The organism is Streptomyces sp. NPDC057249, assembly GCF_042669245.1.
GTDB lineage: Bacteria > Actinomycetota > Actinomycetes > Streptomycetales > Streptomycetaceae > Streptomyces.
Genome location: NZ_JBHUXS010000015.1, coordinates 101,523 through 116,456, shown reverse-complemented (window position 1 = coordinate 116,456; position 14,934 = coordinate 101,523). Strand labels below are relative to the sequence as shown.

At 72.6% G+C, this 14,934-nt stretch carries 12 protein-coding genes; 4 read left to right on the top strand and 8 right to left on the bottom strand.

Features of this window, described 5'->3' with window-relative positions; all coding sequences use genetic code 11:
* The first annotated feature begins 20 nt into the window (after positions 1-20).
* The 3 genes from ACFUJY_RS25845 to ACFUJY_RS25835 all read left to right on the top strand — a co-directional run bounded on the left by ACFUJY_RS25845 (position 21) and on the right by ACFUJY_RS25835 (position 5,266).
* Complete coding sequence (locus tag ACFUJY_RS25845) at positions 21-1,466, top strand: FGGY family carbohydrate kinase (RefSeq protein WP_383303952.1); 1,446 nt, start codon at positions 21-23, stop codon at positions 1,464-1,466.
* 135 nt (positions 1,467-1,601) lie between these two features.
* On the top strand, positions 1,602-3,335 hold the full coding sequence (locus ACFUJY_RS25840) for an ABC transporter ATP-binding protein (protein ID WP_383303950.1): 1,734 nt from the start codon (positions 1,602-1,604) through the stop codon (positions 3,333-3,335).
* A complete protein-coding gene (locus ACFUJY_RS25835) occupies positions 3,335-5,266 on the top strand; it encodes an ABC transporter ATP-binding protein (RefSeq protein ID WP_383303948.1) in 1,932 nt (643 codons plus the stop codon). Before ACFUJY_RS25840 ends, ACFUJY_RS25835 begins: the two co-directional genes overlap by 1 nt.
* Positions 5,267-5,312: 46 nt before the next feature.
* On the opposite strand, the gene ACFUJY_RS25830 is transcribed toward ACFUJY_RS25835, so the two are convergent.
* The 6 genes from ACFUJY_RS25830 to ACFUJY_RS25805 all read right to left on the bottom strand — a co-directional run bounded on the left by ACFUJY_RS25830 (position 5,313) and on the right by ACFUJY_RS25805 (position 12,928).
* Entirely contained in the window at positions 5,313-6,356 is a 1,044-nt protein-coding gene (locus ACFUJY_RS25830; RefSeq protein ID WP_383303945.1) for an RNA polymerase sigma factor, read from the bottom strand.
* 151 nt (positions 6,357-6,507) lie between these two features.
* Positions 6,508-8,415 (bottom strand): DNA primase, encoded by a 1,908-nt coding sequence (gene dnaG / locus ACFUJY_RS25825; protein ID WP_383303942.1) that lies wholly within the window; start codon positions 8,413-8,415, stop codon positions 6,508-6,510.
* Positions 8,416-8,521: 106 nt separating this feature from the next.
* Positions 8,522-9,781 (bottom strand): NAD(P)/FAD-dependent oxidoreductase, encoded by a 1,260-nt coding sequence (locus ACFUJY_RS25820; RefSeq protein ID WP_383303940.1) that lies wholly within the window; start codon positions 9,779-9,781, stop codon positions 8,522-8,524.
* A gap of 89 nt (positions 9,782-9,870) precedes the next feature.
* Positions 9,871-11,193: a deoxyguanosinetriphosphate triphosphohydrolase gene (locus ACFUJY_RS25815; RefSeq protein WP_383303937.1), complete on the bottom strand. Its 1,323-nt coding sequence runs from the start codon at positions 11,191-11,193 to the stop codon at positions 9,871-9,873.
* 36 nt (positions 11,194-11,229) lie between these two features.
* Positions 11,230-12,018 (bottom strand): sirohydrochlorin chelatase, encoded by a 789-nt coding sequence (locus tag ACFUJY_RS25810; protein WP_383303934.1) that lies wholly within the window; start codon positions 12,016-12,018, stop codon positions 11,230-11,232.
* 106 nt (positions 12,019-12,124) lie between these two features.
* Positions 12,125-12,928 carry a Cof-type HAD-IIB family hydrolase gene (locus ACFUJY_RS25805; protein ID WP_383304151.1) on the bottom strand — a complete coding sequence of 268 codons (804 nt, stop codon included), beginning with the start codon at positions 12,926-12,928 and terminating at the stop codon, positions 12,125-12,127.
* Positions 12,929-13,059: 131 nt separating this feature from the next.
* On the opposite strand from ACFUJY_RS25805, the gene ACFUJY_RS25800 reads away from it, so the two are divergent.
* Positions 13,060-13,821 carry a vancomycin high temperature exclusion protein gene (locus ACFUJY_RS25800; protein WP_383303933.1) on the top strand — a complete coding sequence of 254 codons (762 nt, stop codon included), beginning with the start codon at positions 13,060-13,062 and terminating at the stop codon, positions 13,819-13,821.
* A 7-nt stretch (positions 13,822-13,828) separates the two neighbouring features.
* Here the strand turns inward: ACFUJY_RS25800 and cutA are convergent, their stop codons facing one another.
* Positions 13,829-14,170, bottom strand: a complete 342-nt coding sequence (cutA, locus tag ACFUJY_RS25795) for a divalent-cation tolerance protein CutA (RefSeq protein WP_383303930.1) — start codon at positions 14,168-14,170, stop codon at positions 13,829-13,831.
* Positions 14,171-14,237: 67 nt separating this feature from the next.
* On the bottom strand, positions 14,238-14,861 hold the full coding sequence (locus ACFUJY_RS25790; protein WP_383303927.1) for an NADPH-dependent FMN reductase: 624 nt from the start codon (positions 14,859-14,861) through the stop codon (positions 14,238-14,240).
* Positions 14,862-14,934: the final 73 nt, after the last annotated feature.

Sequence of the window (14,934 nt, the reverse complement as noted above, 5' to 3'; positions counted from 1 at the left end):
GGGTGCGGCAGAATCTGTGTATGGGCATAGTCGCCGGCTTGGACAGTTCTTCCGCGTTCACACACATCGTGGTCTGCGATACGGACACGGGCGCCGTACTGCGCGAGGGGTACGCCCCGCACCCCGTCGAGGCCAAGGCCACCGAGGCCGACCCGCAGGCATGGCTGCTCTCCCTCGGTGAGGCCGCCACCGGCGGGCTGCTCGAAGGGGTGCAGGCCATCGGCGTCTCCGCGCAGCAGCACGGGCTCGTGCCCCTGGACCACCAGGGCAACCTGGTACGCCCGGCGCTGCTCGGCAACGACAAGCGGGCGCAGGCCGCCGCGGCCGACCTGATCGACGGGCTGGGCGGGCGGCAGGCGTGGGCCGAGGCGGTCGGCGCGGTGCCGCAGTCCGCGCAGCCGGTGGCGAAGCTGCGCTGGCTGGCGCGGTCCGAGCCGGAGCAGGCACAGCGGGTGGCGGCGGTGCTCCAGCCGCACGACTGGCTGGTGTGGCAGCTGCTGGGGCGGCCGGCCCGGCGGACCACCGACCGGGGAGCCGCGTCCGGGACCGGGTACTGGTCGGCGGGGACCGAGTCCTACCGGCCGGACCTGGTGGAGCTGGCGCTCGGGCACCAGGCCGCGCTGCCGGAGGTGCTGGGTCCGTCCGATGCCGCCGGGATGACGCCGGAGGGGCTGCTGATCTCCGCCGGGACCGGCGAGACCATGGCGGCGGCCTTCGGCCTGGGCGTCGGGGTCGGGGACGCGGTCGTGTCGCTGGGGGCCTCGGGCTCCGTGATGGCCGTGCACCACGAGGCGCTGGCCGATCCGACCGGGATGATCACCTCGTTCGCCGACGCGACGGGCATGCACCTGCCGGTGGTGCACACGTCGAACGCGGTACGCGCGCTGCGCGGGACCGCCGAGATGCTGGACGTGGAGGGGCTGGACGCCCTGTCCGCGCTGGCCCTGAAGTCGACGCCCGGTTCCTCGGGGCTCGTGCTCCTGCCGTATCTGGAGGGCGAGCGCACCCCGCAGCTGCCGCACACCGCCGGAACGCTGTGCGGGCTGCGGCGGGAGTCGATGAAGCCGGAGCATCTGGCGCGGGCCGCGTTCGAGGGGATGCTGTGCTCCCTCGCGGACGCGCTCGACGTGCTGCGCGGCCGGGGCGTGGAGGTGCGGCGGGTCTTCCTGCTGGGCGCGGCGGCGGAGCTGCCCGCCGTACAGCAGCTGGCACCCGCGCTGCTGGGCACCCAGGTGGTCGTGCCGCAGCCCGCCCAGTACGCGGCGCGGGGCGCGGCCCGGCAGGCCGCCTGGGCGCTCGGGGTCTCTCAGGGGGCGCTCGACGGGCGCACTCCCCCGGCCTGGCAGGGCGCGGCGGCCCAGGTGCTGGAGCCCGGCGAGGAACTGGCCGTGGGGCAGGCGGTGCGCCAGCAGTACATCGCGACGCGGGACCAGATCCACCCGGGAGCGTTCGACCCGACACGGTGAGTGCGGAGGGGCCGCGGAATTATGGACCGGGTCCGTTTTTTGACCTGGACTTGAATAAAAACGTTCGCGGTCCCGGCGAGCGGTGCCGGAAGATGGGTCGGCTCCCCCGCCCTACGCCGACTCCGAGAGACACGCGTGCTCATAAAAATCCTGCGGGCCTATCTCGGTCCGTACAAGAAACCACTCGCGGTGCTGGTCGTCTTCCAGCTGTTGCAGACCTGCGCCACGCTCTACCTGCCGACCCTCAACGCGGACATCATCGACAACGGTGTCGTGCGCGGGGACACGGGCTACATCCTCCAGTACGGCGGCGTGATGATCGTCGTCAGCGTCGCCCAGGTGGTCTGCAACATCGGGGCCGTCTACATCGGCGCCCGCACCGCGTCCGCGCTCGGACGGGACGTGCGGGCGTCGGTCTTCGACCGGGTGCAGTCCTTCTCCTCGCGCGAGGTCGGGCGGTTCGGCGCCCCGTCGCTGATCACCCGTACGACCAATGACGTCCAGCAGATACAGATGCTGGTCCTGATGACGTTCACACTCATGGTGTCGGCGCCGATCATGTGTGTCGGCGGCATCATCATGGCGCTGGGCCAGGACGTGCCGCTCTCGGCGGTGCTGCTCGCGGTGGTGCCGGTCCTCGGGATCGCGGTCAGCCTGATCGTGCGGAAGATGCGCCCGCTGTTCCGCCAGATGCAGAAGCGGCTCGACACGGTGAACCGGGTGCTGCGCGAGCAGATCACCGGCAACCGCGTCATCCGCGCGTTCGTGCGCGACACGTACGAGGAGGGGCGCTTCCGGGGCGCCAACACCGAGCTGACCGACGTGGCGCTGTCGACGGGCCGGCTGATGGCGCTGATGTTCCCGACGGTGATGACCGTGGTGAACGTGTCGTCCATCGCCGTGGTCTGGTTCGGTGCGCACCGCATCGACAGCGGCGGCATGGAGATCGGCGCGCTGACCGCGTTCCTCGCCTATCTGATGCAGATCGTCATGTCGGTGATGATGGCGACCTTCATGTTCATGATGGTGCCGCGCGCCGAGGTGTGCGCGGAGCGCATCCAGGAGGTCCTGGAGACCGAGTCCAGCGTCGTCCCGCCCGTCGAGCCGGTGCGCGAGCTGCGCGCCCACGGGCACCTGGAGGTGCGCGGCGCGGACTTCCGGTACCCGGGCGCCGAGGAGCCGGTGCTGAGGGCGGTGGACCTGGTGGCGCGGCCGGGCGAGACGACCGCGATCATCGGGTCGACGGGCAGCGGGAAGTCGACGCTGCTCGGGCTCGTACCCCGGCTGTTCGACGTGACGGACGGCCAGGTGTTCGTCGACGGGGCGGACGTACGGACGCTGGACCCGGCGCTGCTGGCGAAGACGGTGAGCCTGGTCCCGCAGAAGCCGTACCTGTTCTCCGGGACGGTCGCGACGAACCTGCGGTACGGGAATCCGGACGCGACCGACGAGGAGCTGTGGCACGCGCTGGAGGTGGCCCAGGCGAAGGAGTTCGTCCAGGGCCTGGAGCAGGGGCTCGACGCGCCGATCGCGCAGGGCGGCACCAACGTGTCCGGCGGTCAGCGCCAGCGGCTCTCGATCGCGCGGACGCTGGTGCAGCGCCCCGAGATCTACCTCTTCGACGACTCGTTCTCGGCGCTGGACTACGCGACCGACGCGGCGCTGCGCACGGCGCTCGGGCGGGAGACCGCCGAGGCGACCGTGGTGATCGTGGCCCAGCGGGTCTCCACCATCCGGGAGGCCGACCGGATCATCGTGCTGGACGAGGGGCGGGTCGTCGGGACCGGCACCCATCACGAGCTGATGGACGGCAATGACACGTACCGGGAGATCGTGCTCTCCCAGCTGACGGAAGCGGAGGCCGCGTAATGGCCGGGCCTGGCGGACGCATGATGGCGGGCGGGGCGCCGACCGAGCGGTCCATGGACTTCAAGGGGTCCTCGAAGCGGCTGCTCAAGCGCTTCGCCGCCGAGAAGAACACCCTGTACGTGATGCTGGTCGCGGTGGCGTTCAGCGTCGGGCTCTCCGTGGTCGGCCCGAAGATCCTCGGCAAGGCGACCGACCTGGTCTTCGCCGGGGTCATCGGCCGGTCCATGGACGCGGGGACGACCAAGGAGCAGGCCGTCGAGGGTCTGCGCAGGAGCAACAGCGGCCTGGCCGACATGCTGTCCGGGGTGGACTTCACGCCGGGGCAGGGCATCGACTTCGGCGCGGTCGGCGACGTCCTGCTGATGGCGCTGGCGGTGTACGTCGGCGCGGGGCTGCTGATGCTGGTGTCGACGCGGCTGTCGATCCGGATCATCAACCGGGTCGTGTTCCAGCTGCGCGAGGACATCCAGACCAAGCTGTCGCGGCTGCCGCTCTCGTACTTCGACCGTGCCAAGCGCGGCGAGGTGCTGAGCCGGGCGACGAACGACATCGACAACATCTCGCAGACGATGCAGCAGACGATGGGCCAGCTCATCAACTCCCTGCTGACGATCATCGGCGTGCTGGTGATGATGTTCTGGATCTCGCCGCTGCTGGCGCTGGTCGCGCTGGTGACCGTGCCGCTGTCGGTGGTCGTGGCGACGAGGGTCGGCAAGCGCTCGCAGCCGCAGTTCGTGCAGCAGTGGAAGGTGACGGGCAAGCTCAACGCCCACATCGAGGAGATGTACACCGGGCACACCCTGGTGAAGGTCTTCGGCCGGCAGGAGGAGTCCGCGCGGGACTTCGCCGAGCAGAACGAGGCGCTGTACGAGGCAGGGTTCAAGGCGCAGTTCAACAGCGGGATCATGCAGCCGTTGATGATGTTCGTGTCGAACCTGAACTACGTGCTGATCGCCGTGGTCGGCGGGCTCCGGGTCGCGTCCGGGTCGCTGTCGATCGGTGATGTGCAGGCGTTCATCCAGTACTCGCGGCAGTTCTCGATGCCGCTGACCCAGGTCGCCTCGATGGCCAACCTGGTGCAGTCCGGGGTGGCGTCGGCGGAGCGGATCTTCGAGCTGCTGGACGCCGAGGAGCAGGCGGCCGACCCGGCGAAGGGCGAGGGCGAGCACCCCGGCGTCCTGCGCGGCAGCGTCGCGCTGGAGCACGTGTCGTTCCGCTACGACCCGGAGAAGCCGCTCATCGAGGACCTGTCGCTGAACGTCGAACCGGGCCACACGGTCGCGATCGTCGGCCCGACGGGGGCCGGCAAGACGACGCTGGTCAACCTGCTGATGCGGTTCTACGAGGTGACGGGCGGCCGGATCACGCTGGACGGCGTGGACATCGCGAAGATGTCCCGGGCGGACCTGCGCTCGGGCATCGGCATGGTCCTCCAGGACACCTGGCTGTTCGGCGGGACCATCGCGGAGAACATCGCCTACGGTGCCTCCGGCGACGTCCCCCGGGAGCGGATCGAGGAGGCGGCGCGGGCGGCCCATGCCGACCGCTTCATCCGGACCCTGCCGGACGGCTACGACACGGTGATCGACGACGAGGGCTCCGGGGTCAGCGCGGGCGAGAAGCAGCTGATCACCATCGCCCGGGCGTTCCTGTCCGACCCGGTGATACTCGTGCTGGACGAGGCGACCAGCTCCGTCGACACCCGGACCGAGGTGCTGATCCAGAAGGCGATGGCGGGCCTGGCGCACGGCCGCACCAGCTTCGTGATCGCGCACCGGCTCTCCACCATCCGGGACGCCGACGTCATCCTGGTCATGGAGAACGGCTCGATCGTGGAGCAGGGCACGCACGACGAGCTGCTGGACGCGAAGGGCGCCTACGCCCGGCTGTACGCGGCGCAGTTCGCCCAGGCGGTCGCCGAGGTCGACTGAGCGGTACGGCCGCTCCGCGGCTGCCCCGGGGGGACGCGCCCGCGCGTCAGTCGAGGTAGCCGCGGAGCTGGTCGGCGGAGGCGTGGTCGCGGAGTCTGTTGAGGGTCCTGGACTCGATCTGGCGGATGCGTTCGCGGGTCACGCCGAAGAGACGGCCGATCTCCTCCAGCGTGCGGGGCCGTCCGTCGACCAGCCCGTAGCGCAGCTGGACCACCTTGCGTTCGCGCTCGCCGAGGGTGGAGAGCACGTCCTCCAGGTGCCGGCGCAGCAGCAGGAAGGCCGCGGACTCCACGGGGGACGCGGCGTCGCCGTCCTCGATGAGGTCGCCGAGCGAGACGTCGTCCTCCTCGCCGACCGGGGCGTGCAGCGAGATGGGTTCCTGGGCGAGGCGCAGGATCTCGCCGACCCGTTCGGGCGTCAGGTCCAGGTGGACGGCGACCTCCTCGGGCGTGGGCTCGTAGCCGCGTTCCTGGAGCATCCGGCGCTGGACCCGGACGACGCGGTTGATCAGCTCCACGACGTGGACCGGGACTCTTATGGTCCGGGCCTGGTCCGCGAGGGCGCGGGACATGGCCTGCCGAATCCACCAGGTCGCGTACGTGGAGAACTTGTAGCCGCGCGCGTAGTCGAACTTCTCGACGGCGCGGATCAGCCCGAGGTTCCCCTCCTGGACGAGGTCGAGCATGGTCAGGCCGCGGCCCACGTAGCGCTTGGCGACGGAGACGACGAGGCGCAGGTTGGCCTCGATGAGGCGGCGCTTGGCCGTGCGGCCCATGACGACGAGCCGGTCCAGGTCGACGGCGAGGCGGGTGTCGGGGTCCGGGGTGCGGGCGAGGCGCTCCTCGGCGAACAGACCGGCCTCGATGCGCCGGGCGAGCTCCACCTCGTCGGCGGCGGTGAGCAGCGGGATGCGCCCGATCTCGCGCAGGTACTGCCGGAACAGGTCCGAGGTGGGCCCGGCCTCCGGTCTCCCGCGCGGCTCCGGGGGCTCGTCGGGCTCTTCCATGACCACGTCGGGGTGGTTCGCGGCCCGCGCCTGTAGGGGGATGGCCGGGGCGCGCTCGGCTTCGGTGACGGTCCGGGTCTGCACGGGGGCGACCTCCAGGTGATCGCTGCCGGACCGCGGGGGTGGGGCCGCGCTCCGATGACTCAGGGCACCGCCATCCAGTGTGGGGTACGACACACAGCCGCCACGAGGGGCGTGCGGTGACTTTCTGAGTCCGTTCCGTTACAGCCCCGCGTCAGAGGGCGGCGGCTCCGTGGTTGCGCAGGGTCTGGGCGTACTGCTGGAGGACCCAGACCTCGTTCTGCGCGGCGGCGAGGTGGTCGGGGGCCACGTTGCTGCCCAGGCGGGCCAGGCTGCTCTGGACGTCGTTGATCCGGCGGTCGACGGCGCGCAGGCGGACCTTGACCAGGTGTTCCCCGGCGTAGGTCTCGTCGATGGACTTGCCGTGGAAGACCTCGACCGCGAGCTCGGTGATCAGCTTGCGGACGGACTCGTTGGGTGTGGCGTCGAGGACCCGGACGAGGTATTCGCGGCTGTCGGCGAGGCCCTGCTCGGCGCCGCCCGCCTCTTCGATGCACTGGCGCACGGCGGTGTAGGGGGGTGCGGTGAACTCGTCGGCCCCGTAGGCGTCGAAGGCGGGTGCGACCAGCTCGGGGCGCTGGAGGGCGAGCTTGAGCAGTTCGCGTTCGGTGCGGTGGGCGGGGCTGCGGAGGTTGAGCGCGGGTCCCGAGGGGACGGGCGCGGCCTGGACCTGCTGGTGGCGGGCGCCGCCGCGGGCGGCGGGGGCGGGACCGCGCCGGTCGCCGCCCCGGCCGCGGGCCCACTGGGCGAGCTGGTTGATCCGGTGGACGACGTACTCCTGGTCCAGGATGCCGATGAAGCCGGCCAGCTGGACGGCGACCTCGCGCTGGACGCTGCCCGTCTTGATCTTGGCGACGACGGGGGCGGCCTCGTCCAGCGCGGCGGCGCGGCCGGCCGGGGTCTCCAGGTCGTACCGCCCGACGATCTGGCGCAGCGCGAACTCGAAGAGCGGGGTGCGCGGTTCGACCAGGTCGCGGACGGCGTCGTCGCCCTTGACCAGGCGCAGGTCGCACGGGTCCATGTTGTCCGGGGCGATGGCGATGTAGGTCTCGGCGGCGAACTTCTGGTCGTCCTCGAAGGCGCGCAGGGCGGCCTTCTGGCCGGCCGCGTCGCCGTCGAAGGTGAAGATCACGCGGGCGCTGCCGTTGTCCATGAGGAGGCGGCGGAGGATCTTGATGTGGTCGCCGCCGAAGGCGGTGCCGCAGGTGGCGATGGCGGTGGTGACCCCGGCGAGGTGGCAGGCCATCACGTCGGTGTAGCCCTCGACCACGACGGCCCGGCTGGACTTGGCGATGTCCTTCTTGGCCAGGTCGATGCCGTACAGCACCTGGGACTTCTTGTAGATCGGGGTCTCGGGGGTGTTGAGGTACTTCGGGCCGTTGTCGTCGTCCCGGAGCTTGCGGGCGCCGAAGCCGACGACGTCCCCCGCGGTGTCGCGGATGGGCCACATCAGGCGGCCCCGGAAGCGGTCGATGGGGCCGCGCCTGCCGTCCTGGGAGAGGCCGGAGGTGATCAGCTCCTTGTCGCTGAAGCCCTTGCCGCGCAGGAAGCGGGTGAGGTGGTCCCAGCCGGCCGGGCTGTAGCCGACGCCGAAGTGGGCGGCGGCGGCCTGGTCGAAGCCCCGGTCCGCGAGGAACGCGCGGCCGATCTCGGCCTCGGGGCCGTTGAGCTGGTCCACGTAGAACTGGGCGGCCACCTTGTGCGCCTCGACCAGCCTGATCCGCTCGCCGCGCTGGTGGGAGGGGTTGTAGCCGCCCTCCTCGTAGCGCAGGGTGATGCCGGCCTTGGCGGCGAGCCGCTCGACCACCTCGGCGAAGGTCAGGTGGTCGATCTTCTGCACGAAGGCGATCGTGTCGCCGCCCTCCTGGCAGCCGAAGCAGTGGAAGAGGCCCTTGCTCGGACTGACCTGGAAGGAGGGGGACTTCTCGTCGTGGAAGGGGCAGAGGCCCTTGAGGTTGCCCCCGCCCGCGTTGCGCAGCTGGAGGTACTCGGAAACGACGGCGTCGATCGGGACCGCGTCCCGCACCGCCTTCACATCGTCGTCATTGATCCTGCCTGCCACGCGTTGAAGTCTACGGGTGAGCTCGGACAGGAACGGCGCGGGCGGGGGTGGTCCCGGGCCGGCGCGGGGTGCGGGAGGGGGTGCCCGCACACCGGCCCGGGGCCCCTCAGACCAGGGATTCCAGGGGCACCGAGGGGTCGGCCAGGGCGTCCGGGTCGACCGGCCTGCCGGCCCTGATCAGCTTCTGCACGTGATCCGTGACGTCCCACACGTTGACGTTCATCCCGGCGAGCACGGTGCGGTCCTTCAGCCAGAACGCGATGAACCGGCGTTTGCCCGCGTCGCCCCGGATGACCACCTGGTCGTAGCTGCCGGGCGGGGCCCAGCCGGAGTACTCCAGGCCCAGGTCGTACTGGTCGGAGAAGAAGTAGGGCACCCGGTCGTAGGAGACGTCCTGGCCGAGCATGGCGCGGGCCGCGGCCGGGCCGCCGTTCAGCGCGTTGGCCCAGTGCTCGACCCGCAGCCGGGTCCCGAGCCGCGGATGGGCGGCGCTCGCGACGTCGCCGGCGGCGTAGACGTGCGGGTCGCTGGTGCGCAGCGAGGCGTCGACGGCGATGCCGCCGCCCGCTTCGCGCGGGGCGATCTCCAGCCCCGCGGCCTCGGCGAGCGCGGTGCGGGGGGCGGCGCCGATCGCGGCGAGGACGTCGTGGGCGGGGTGTTCCTCGCCGTCGTCGGTGCGCACGGCGAGGACCATGCCGTCCTGGCCGACGATCTCGGTGAGCCGGCCGCCGAAGTGGAAGCGGACGCCGTGGTCGCTGTGGAGCTCGGTGAAGATCTGGCCGACCTCCGGTCCGACGACCCGGAGCAGCGGGGTCGCCTCCGGCTCGACCACGGTGACCTCGGCGCCGTAGCCGCGGGCGGCCGCCGCGACCTCCAGGCCGATCCAGCCGGCCCCGGCGATGACCAGGTGGCCGTTGTCGCGGCCGAGGGCGGCGAGGACGTTGCGCAGCCGGTCGGCGTGGGCGAGGCGGCGCAGGTGGTGGACGCCGGCCAGGTCGGTGCCGGGGACGTCGAGGCGGCGGGGTTCGGCGCCGGTGGCGAGGAGCAGCTTGTCGTAGTGGATGACGGTGCCGTCGCCCGTCTCCACGGTGCGCGCCTCGCGGTTCAGGGCGGTGACGGTCTGGCCGAGGTGGAGTTCGATCTCGGCGCTCGCGTACCAGGCGGTCTCATGGACGAAGACGCTGTCGCGGTCCTCCTTCCCGGTGAGGTAGCCCTTGGACAGGGGCGGGCGTTCGTACGGATGGTCGCGCTCGTCGCCGATCAGGATGACCCGGCCGCTGAACCCTTCCGAGCGGAGCGTCTGGGCTGCCTTCGCCCCGGCCAGCCCTCCGCCGACGATGACGAACGTCCGATGTGCGTCGACCACGTGATGCCTCCTCGGTGCTTGCTGCGCGGCGCCAACTGCGAGCGTCCCGCACGCAGCGTAGTGGGGGAAGGGGGTGTGGCCCGATCAGGTCACTCCCGGTGGCGGGCGCCCGCTCCGGTGAGGTGGGCGTGCAGGGCGCGGGCGGAGGCGTCGGTGAGGGCGGCGATCTGGTCGACGAGGACCCGCTTGCGGGCGCGGTCGTCGGGCGCCGCCTCGTACAGCGCGCGCAGCTGCGGTTCGAGCCCCTCGGGGGCGCGGGCAGTGAGCGCGGCGGCCAGCTCGGCGATGACGACGCGCTGGTCGGCGCGGATCTCCTCCTGCTCGGCACGCTGCATCACGTAGCGGTCGGCGATGGCCTTGAGCACCGCGCACTCGTTGCGGGTGGCGCGCGGGACGACCAGCTCGGCGGCGTAACGGGTGAGGCGTCCGGTGCCGTGGCCCTGGCGGGTGGCGGTCTCGGCGGCGAGGCAGAAGCGGCCGATCAGCTGGCTGGTGGCGTCCTTCAGCCGGGCCTGGGCGACGGCGGACCCGTCGTAGCCGTGCGGCCACCACTCCTGGGCGATGAGCCGGTCGAGCGCGTCGGCGAGTTCCTGCGGGTCGGTGTCGGCGGGGACGTAGCGGCCGACGGCCACGTCCCAGATGTCCCGGCGCTCCGGCTCGGCCTCCAGGCAGTTGGGGTCGATGTGCCCGGCGTGCAGCCCGTCCTCGAAGTCGTGCACGGAGTACGCCACGTCGTCGGACCAGTCCATGACCTGGGCCTCGAAGCACGTGCGGTGGCGCGGGGCGCCCTGGCGGAACCAGTGGAAGACCGGCAGGTCGTCCTCGTAGACCCCGAATTTGGGCGAGCCGGGGTCGGTGGGGTGGGCGTCCCGGGGCCAGGGGTACTTGGTGGCGGCGTCGAGGGCGGCGCGGGTGAGGTTGAGTCCGACGCTGACCAGGTCGCCGGTGCGGGTGTCGGGGACGAAGCGCTTGGGTTCGAGGCGGGTGAGCAGCCGCAGCGACTGGGCGTTGCCCTCGAAGCCGCCGCAGTCGGAGGCGAAGTCGTTGAGCGCCTGTTCCCCGTTGTGGCCGAAAGGTGGGTGTCCCATGTCGTGCGAGAGGCAGGCGGCCTCCACCAGATCGGGGTCGCAGCCGAGGGCGGCGCCCAGCTCGCGGCCGACCTGGGCGCACTCCAGGGAGTGGGTGAGCCGGGTGCGCGGGCTGGCGTCCCAGGCGGGGCTCCGGGTGCCGGGCGTGACGACCTGGGTCTTCCCGGCGAGCCTGCGCAGCGCCGCGGAGTGCAGCACGCGGGCGCGGTCGCGCTGGAAGGCGGTGCGGCCGGGGCGTTTGTCCGGCTCGGGGTCCCAGCGCTCGGCGTCGGCGGGGCCGTAGGGCGCCGTCCCGGGGTGCTGTGTGCCGTCCGTGCCGTTCATGGGTCCGACAGTAATCCGCCGCACCGACAGGACGGGTCAGGCGGAGGCCGGGAAACGTGTGTTCATGGGTATGTCGTACGCGGCGGCTCCGGCCGCGCGCGCCTGGTCGTAGCGGTGCAGGAGCAGCCGGGCCAGCGCGGGGTGGGCGCCGAGCGGGGCGGCGGCGATCCAGGGCGCGTGGGCGGCGGCGGCCGAGGCGAAGCGGCCCGGCGCGGTGAAGTAGGAGGCGACGGCGATCCTGCGGTGGCCCCGGGCGGCGAGGGCCCGCACGGCGGCGGGCACGGTGGGCGAGGCGGCGGAGGCGTAGGCGGGCACGACGGGCACGCCGCCGAGCCGTTCCCCCAGGAGCCGCGCGGTGTGCCGGGCGTCGGCGGCCGATTCGGGGTCGCGCGACCCGGCGGCGGCGAGGACGACGGCGCTCCCCCGGTCCGTCGCGTGCCACCCGGCCTCGGTGAGCCGGTCGTGCAGCGCCTCCACCAGCAGCGGGTGCGGCCCGAGCGGCGCGGCGACCCGGGCCCGCAGGGCGGGGGCGGCGGCGACGGACGCGGGGATGTCGTGCTTGACGTGGTGCCCGCGCCCGAGCAGCAGCGGTACGAGGACGGCCTCGCCGGCGCCGAGGGCGTGCAGGGCGTCCGGCAGGAGCGGCGCGTTGAGCTCGATGTGGCCGAGGCGGACGTCGAGCCCGGGGCGCAGTTCGCGGACCCGGTCCAGGAGGGCGGCCACGGCGCGCGGGGTGCGCGGGTCCCGGCTGCCGTGGGCGACGGCGACGAGGGCAGGGGCGGCGGGCGCCGGGGGGTGCGCGGGGAGGTGCCGGATGCGGTGCATGGGGTGATGGTGGCGGACGGACGTTGCCGGGGCGTTGCGTGCCGGTCACGGGGATTTTCCGGCGGCTCACGGGGAAGCGGGCCGGCGGCCGGGAGACCGGCGCCCCTCAGCCCTTCCCCCGTACCGCGAACAGGTGCTCGATGACCTGGGCCACGCCGTCCTCCTCGTTGGTCCGGGCGTGCGTCGGCACGGCGGCCAGCACCGCCGGGTGGGCGTTGGCCATGGCGTAGCCCGTACCGGCCCAGGCCAGGACGGTGAGGTCGTTGGGCATGTCGCCGAACGCGATGACGTCCGCCGCGTCGATGCCCCGCTCCGCGCAGAGCACCGCGAGCGCGCCGGCCTTGGTGACGCCGGGCGCGCTGATCTCCAGCAGCCCGCGCCCGCCGGAGTGGGTCACCTGGACGGTGTCGCCGGCCCCCTGACGGGCGGCGGCGAGCAGGGTGTCCGCGTCGAGCTGTTCGGACCAGGCGAGCAGCTTGGTGACGGGGGCGTCGGTGAGCCACAGCTCGGCGAGGGAGGCGACGGGGAGTTCGGCGCCCTCGTCCTCGGACAGGCGCAGCCGGTAGGCGGGTTCGTAGTAGACCTGGTTGCCGGTCTCCAGGGCGAAGCCGACGCCGGGGACGGCCGCGGCGAGCGCGGTGGCGACCTGGCGGGCCACGGTCAGGGGCAGCACCTGCGAGGAGACGACGCTGCGGCTCGCCATGTCGTAGACGAGGGCGCCGTTGCTGCACACCGCCGTGCCCACGAGGCCGTTGGCCCCGGCCAGCCGGTCCACGAAACGCGGCGGCCGGGCGGTCACGATGACGATCTCCGCCCCGGCCTCCTCGGCGGTGCGCAGGGCGCGCAGGGTGCGGGGCGAGAGCGAGCCGTCACCGCGCAGCAGGGTGCCGTCGAGATCGGAGGCGATCAACCGTGGGAGTGACATCGCCCGATGGTACGCGGACCGCGCGGGCCGGGTGGAGAACCCTTTCGGCCGTCGGATCGTCCAGTAGGGCAGGGGCGGTCGGCCCCGGGAGCAGGGGCGGACGAGTGAGGGCACGGATGCGGCGGACACCGGGAAGCGAACGGACGCGGGGTGCCCGGCTGCCGAGGGCCGTCCGCCGGCTGCGGCCCCGGCTGCCTAGGGTCTGTCGTGTGACGACAGGCCCTAGGACCCGTCGGGGACGGCGGCGGGCCGTGCAGGGGCTGATGGCCGCGTGTGTGCTGGCCCTCGCGCCGGCGACCTGGCTGCATGTGGTGGCCGATGCCCGGATCAGGACCGTCGAGGACGTGCCCGCCCGGCAGGTGGCGGTGGTGTTCGGGGCGGGGCTGTGGGACGGGAAGCCGTCCCCGTATCTCGCGAACCGGCTGCGGACGGCCGCCACGCTCTACCGGGACGGCAAGGTGAAGGTCGTCCTGGTGACCGGGGACAACAGCCGCGTGGAGTACGACGAGCCGGACGCGATGCGGGCGTTCCTGGTCGGGAAGGGCGTGCCCAACGACCGGATCGTCAGCGACTTCGCGGGCTTCGACACCTGGGACTCCTGCGTGCGGGCGAAGAAGATCTTCGGCGTCGACCGGGCGGTGCTGGTGAGCCAGGGCTTCCACATCCGCCGGGCCATCGCGCTGTGCCGGGCGGCGGGGATCGACGCGTACGGGGTCGAGGTGGACGCGAAGCACGACGTCACCTGGTACTACGGCGGGACGCGGGAGGTGTTCGCGGCGGGGAAGGCGGCGCTCGACGCCCTGTTCGAGCCGGACCCGCACTTCCTGGGCCCCCGGGAACCGGGCGTGGCCGACGCGCTGGCGGCGGCCGGCCGCTGACCCGGGCTCAGACCGAGGTGACCGGGGCCGTCTCGGCGGAGACCCAGCCCAGGTAGCGGGCGCTGCCCCGGAGAACCGGCAGGGCGATGATCTCCGGGGTGTCGTAGTCGTGCGCCTCCTGGAGGTGGGCCTCCAGCTCCTCGTACCGCTCGGCCGTCGTCTTGCAGAAGAGCTGCCACTCCTCGGTGGCCTCGATGGCGTTCTGCCAGCGGTAGACGGAGGTGACGGGCGCGGAGATCTGCACGCACGCGGCGAGCCGCGCCTCGACCACTCCCCGCGCCAGCGCCCTGGCCTTCTCCTCGCTGTCCGTCGTGGTCAGTACGGTCAGCCAGGCCGGTGTCGTGGTCACTTCGGCGTCCCCTCGCAGCGGTATGTGGTTCCCCCACGATTGTGGGGGCCCGCCGCCCGCCGCGCCATCAGCCGCCGTACGGGTGGGCCCTCTTCGCGTCCCGCAGCGCGCGGCCCCACCAGACGAGCTGGTCGAGCAGCGTCTTCACGGCGGCGTCCGGCCCGGCGGGGTCGCGGTGCCTGCCCTCGTCGTCGAACTGGGCGCCGGCGTTGTGGAAGGAGACGGTGTCGCGGATCGACACGCTGTGCAGTTCCGCGAAGACCTGCCGCAGGTGCTCGACCGCGCGCAGTCCGCCGGAGACCCCGCCGTAGGAGACGAACGCGACGGGCTTGGCCTGCCACTCGTCGCGGTGCCAGTCGATGAGGTTCTTCAGGGGCGCCGGGTAGGAGTGGTTGTACTCGGGGGTGACGACGACGAAGGCGTCCGCCTCGGCCAGCCGGGCGGAGACGCCGGCCAGCACCTCCCTGGCCCCGGGCTCCAGGCGGTAGGAGAGGGCGGTGGGCAGATCGAGGGCGGCGACGTCGAGCACGTCCGTGCCGATCGCGGGATGGGCGTCGGCGTGGGCGAGGAACCAGTCGGCGATGACGGGGGCGAACCGGCCCTCGCGGTTGCTGGCGAGGATGACGGCCACCTTCAGGGGGGCGGTCGCGGGCAGGGTGGTGGCGGTGGATTCCGCGGTCTTGAGGTCCATGGCGAAGACGTTCGTACATCAACCATGGTTGAGGTCAAGCGCGGCGGGAAACCGGGCCCTCCCGCCGGGTGGT

What these genes read in the sequence shown, in the direction of transcription:
- ACFUJY_RS25845 (WP_383303952.1), top strand. Translation starts at nt 21, where the DNA reads ATGGGCATAGTCGCCGGCTTGGACAGTTCTTCCGCGTTCACACACATC.
- ACFUJY_RS25835 (WP_383303948.1), top strand. Translation starts at nt 3,335, where the DNA reads ATGGCCGGGCCTGGCGGACGCATGATGGCGGGCGGGGCGCCGACCGAG.
- ACFUJY_RS25815 (WP_383303937.1), bottom strand. Translation starts at nt 11,193, where the DNA reads ATGAACGGCACGGACGGCACACAGCACCCCGGGACGGCGCCCTACGGC.
- ACFUJY_RS25810 (WP_383303934.1), bottom strand. Translation starts at nt 12,018, where the DNA reads ATGCACCGCATCCGGCACCTCCCCGCGCACCCCCCGGCGCCCGCCGCC.
- ACFUJY_RS25800 (WP_383303933.1), top strand. Translation starts at nt 13,060, where the DNA reads ATGCGGCGGACACCGGGAAGCGAACGGACGCGGGGTGCCCGGCTGCCG.
- ACFUJY_RS25790 (WP_383303927.1), bottom strand. Translation starts at nt 14,861, where the DNA reads ATGGACCTCAAGACCGCGGAATCCACCGCCACCACCCTGCCCGCGACC.